We start from the raw sequence: 3,488 nt of genomic DNA, 5'->3' as shown, positions 1-3,488 counted from the left end.
ATAAAAAAACCTCACTGCTTAGCAAGGTCATTTGTTATGGCTATAATTGTTTTTGGCTACAGGAGTGAAAATAATAGGGTCTTTGTGATGAGCTTAACCACAACTAACACCTTACAAGATTTTTTCCGGGCAGTGATAGCATTAATTCCATTTTCGGTTAATAAAACAAAAATGCATAACCGCTATAAAACCAATTAATAATTACTTCACTTATGAGTGCTTATACATATAGTCTATCTTAGTAATATAACCCGCCATAAAAGACGGATTATATTATTGTTTAGCCCGCTAATTTACTCTTTAAATCCGGGCTTGCCATTCTCGGCTCGCCATTTTTTTATCTCTTTCACAACTCCCTCAGCGCTATCCTCTCTATTATCACTTGGGTAGTAGATAAGATCAGATCCTGCCGGATGCTCACATAACCGCTTAAACTCGAGAAGATTCTTTATATCCTCTTCTTCAGAAGAACTTTCCACGTTGAAGAGTTTCCTTACAAATTCTAAAAATTCAGATTCCGTGTAGTCAGCAATAGTTTTAATTTCCATAGTATTTCACCTGTTTGTGGGTATCTATATGTCGTTTTGGAGTTAACACTCTCATGTTATTAATATCGTAAACAGCCCCCCCCGATATCAATAGGTTTCACATGATGGAGTTCATATTTCACTCGCCCGCCTACCTGCTCACTTTCTCTAGGAGATGGAGCTTTACCACTCTTCATGTTTCCCACGTTACCAGATTTAAACTGCCCCAATAACTCAGGATCATGCCCAACGGCGACCCAAAATGCCTCTCTGAATTTATCAAAACTACTAAACCGTCTGCCACGTAATTGATCTGCGATCTGTGCGGGGATTGGTGCGCCTAGCCCCTCTCCCGCCCCTGCCAGCCAAATACCCGTCACGGATTGCCCTCGTCCCGTCACGATACCCGGCTCCTCGCGCGGGCTTTTAAGGTAAACATATACCGGCTCCAGCCCCGAATCTGCCGGGAACCAGATGACATAATCGTGGAAATCATGCTCTTCCAGCGCGGGCAGGGGGAACACAGTATGGATGACTGCGTGCCGGATGACGGTTTCACCGGTATGCAGCGGGAGTGCGGGCGCACTCTCCGGTTGTGGTAGCAGCGGACTGAGATCCGTTCCCGGCGGTGTTACTGGTGTAAACATAAAAGTGCGGGACGGTAAATTATCAGTGGTAAAAAAATAGGTGCCCTTAGCTGCATCATATTGTGCACCCACAAGTTTTACCCTGCCGGAAACACCGCCCACACCGGTTTTTACCGCATGAACCTCCATCAGGCCATCAGCGTCAGTGATTAACATTCGAATCGGGAGTTCAATATCCGCTTGCTTTGCTGACCAAACTCCATGTGATAACCACATGCTATGAAGGGGAATGGCGCCCGCTAAAAGTGGCCGAGCCAAATCCGGCAGTTGAGCTGGGCCTTCGCCCTCTTTAAGGGAGCCGGAAGCAGCGGCAACAACAGCAGTAATCACAGCAGCAATCATCGGATCGGCTACCAAGTAGTTAATCCGGCGAATAATACTTGCTAAAGGTGGGCGATCCCAGCCTGTTGGTTTATCTGAGCCTTCCCCCTCCTTTCGTGGATTGAAAGCGGCGGCAACAGTCACAGCCATTGGATCTGCTACCGATGAGGTTGTAATGGCTCCGAGTCTTACCAGTGCCATTCGCAGTGAAGTACCTAATCCCTGTATAACTTCTTGTCCTAGCTCAATAGACCCCATTCCGGCGACGGCAAAACCAGGTGGGTAAAAACTCCACATCGAATAAGCGGGCAAAGAGTACGTATCCTGGCGAATGGCTTCCTGTTGTCTGGCCTCTGCTTTCTCCCGCTCCCTCATTAGCCGTGCATTTTCAACGCGCTGCCGTTCTGCTGCTGCTTCTGCTGCCAGCCGTGCACTTTCAACGCGCTGCTGTTCTGCTCTTTCAATATCGGCATTAACTTGTTGTTGCAGCACTAATAACGCTGCCTGCCTGGCCCTTAACTCCGCAATACCCTGATTTAAGGTATTCACCTCGCCTTGTTGGGTGCTCGCCACCGCCTTCAACCTGCGTATCTCGGGAATGTGCCTGAATGTCCTTCTGTTTTCAGGACTTAGAAGGTGAGTAAGGCGTTGCTGCACCTGAGTGACCTCCTGGTTCAGCAACATCAGGCTTTTTTCCAGCAGCAGAATATGTGCCGCGACTTCTGTCACCTGCTTGTCCGTCAGCGATTTTTTCAGCCCCATCTCTTCTGCAACCGAGTTGAACGGCTGGCCCTGTGCCAGAGCACTTTCCGCCACCTCCCGCTCACTCCGCGCCATTTCATAAGCACGGCGCGCTTCCTCCCTAATCTCATGAGTACTGATGATTCGAATCATTGAGATATACAACGGATCAATATTTGTACCCTCGGGAAAGACGATGATGGCATCACGGGTATGGCGACCCGCAGAGGTAGCCACCTTCTTAACGGGCGCATTCTCAATAGGTATCGCGGTGGGTTTGCCAGCCACTGCCGGTGGTGTCTGATGAGCAGGCACCACATTATCAACCACATTGATGTGTATCGGCGTGACACCAGGAACCGGTGCGGTATAGAGATTCGGTGTCGCCGTTGGAACCGCTTTAACCACCGGAACACGTTGTATTACCGCTGGATTTTTGACTAATACTGCCTGTTGCACACCCGCTTCCGTCACATCACTGATGCGGACATTAACCGCAACATCCGCCACTGTCTGTAACGCCTCTTTCGGCATATCAGTGACTCTGTTGGCGGGCAGAACCGGGGTGGTAAAGTAATGGCCCATCGGGGGATCAGGGGCAATGGATGAGGGCATCATGCCCATGACTGCCACTCCGATGGGGCTGGTGCGCATCGCCCATGACCCTATGCGAGTGAGCTGAGTTTCGACAAATGCCGCCACCACCGAAAGCCGACTTAAGGTGATCCCCCAATTCCCATCAATTAATGTGATAACTGCGGGTACGCCCCCGACGGCCATATAAGCCTGCATATCTGGCCGTTGTGCCAGACCCGGTGTATTGCTGGTAGCCCCTGAATGATTATTACCGCCCTTATTTCCACCACGATTGCTGCGACCAAATTGGCTCGGGCTATAATGATGAATTTTGCCATAAGGCGTATTTGAGGTTCCCCAGCCACTGCCCCGATTTGAATTACTACTGCCTTGTCCGGCAGGACCCCCTTTAATACCGCCGGTTGGGCCTCGGCTGCCGTGGCCCGTTACATTACTGTGTCCTTCACCCATAATTAATTTCCTTATTTAGAGTTGAGTTGAATGCTATAACTCACGAGACTATTTATTTATCTGCTCATTGATTGATTAATTAACTTATTTCACCTCCATTAATATTTTTAATATCAATAGCCACCACCCACGGAAACAAAAAAACCTCGCTAATTAGCGAGGTCATTTGTTATGGCTATAATTGTTTTTGGCTACAGGAATGAAA

The 3,488-nt window shown here is 48.8% G+C and carries 4 protein-coding genes; 1 reads left to right on the top strand and 3 read right to left on the bottom strand.

Annotation, left to right across the window (positions count from 1 at the left end; translation table 11 throughout):
* Positions 1-198, top strand: a 198-nt coding sequence (locus FTA91_RS20190) for a hypothetical protein (protein WP_222423180.1), incomplete at its 5' end; no start/stop codon positions are given.
* 95 nt (positions 199-293) lie between these two features.
* On the opposite strand, the gene FTA91_RS00010 is transcribed toward FTA91_RS20190, so the two are convergent.
* From FTA91_RS00010 to FTA91_RS00005, 3 genes are read right to left on the bottom strand one after another with little or no spacing between them, the layout of a single operon-like run.
* The gene (locus FTA91_RS00010; protein ID WP_050116536.1) at positions 294-548 is read right to left on the bottom strand and encodes a bacteriocin immunity protein; all 255 of its coding nucleotides are present in this window, start codon (positions 546-548) and stop codon (positions 294-296) included.
* Entirely contained in the window at positions 538-603 is a 66-nt protein-coding gene (locus FTA91_RS20425; protein WP_328592888.1) for a hypothetical protein, read from the bottom strand. Before FTA91_RS20425 ends, FTA91_RS00010 begins: the two co-directional genes overlap by 11 nt.
* A gap of 4 nt (positions 604-607) precedes the next feature.
* Entirely contained in the window at positions 608-3,283 is a 2,676-nt protein-coding gene (locus FTA91_RS00005) for an S-type pyocin domain-containing protein (protein WP_235896812.1), read from the bottom strand.
* Positions 3,284-3,488: the final 205 nt, after the last annotated feature.

It is taken from the genome of Yersinia thracica, assembly GCF_902170565.1.
GTDB lineage: Bacteria > Pseudomonadota > Gammaproteobacteria > Enterobacterales > Enterobacteriaceae > Yersinia > Yersinia thracica.
Note: the sequence above shows the minus strand (reverse complement) of the source record. Positions and strands in the feature narration are given on the sequence as shown.

Coding starts and splice junctions, on each gene's coding strand:
- FTA91_RS00010 (WP_050116536.1), bottom strand. CDS start 548: ATGGAAATTAAAACTATTGCTGACTACACGGAATCTGAATTTTTAGAA.
- FTA91_RS00005 (WP_235896812.1), bottom strand. CDS start 3,283: ATGGGTGAAGGACACAGTAATGTAACGGGCCACGGCAGCCGAGGCCCA.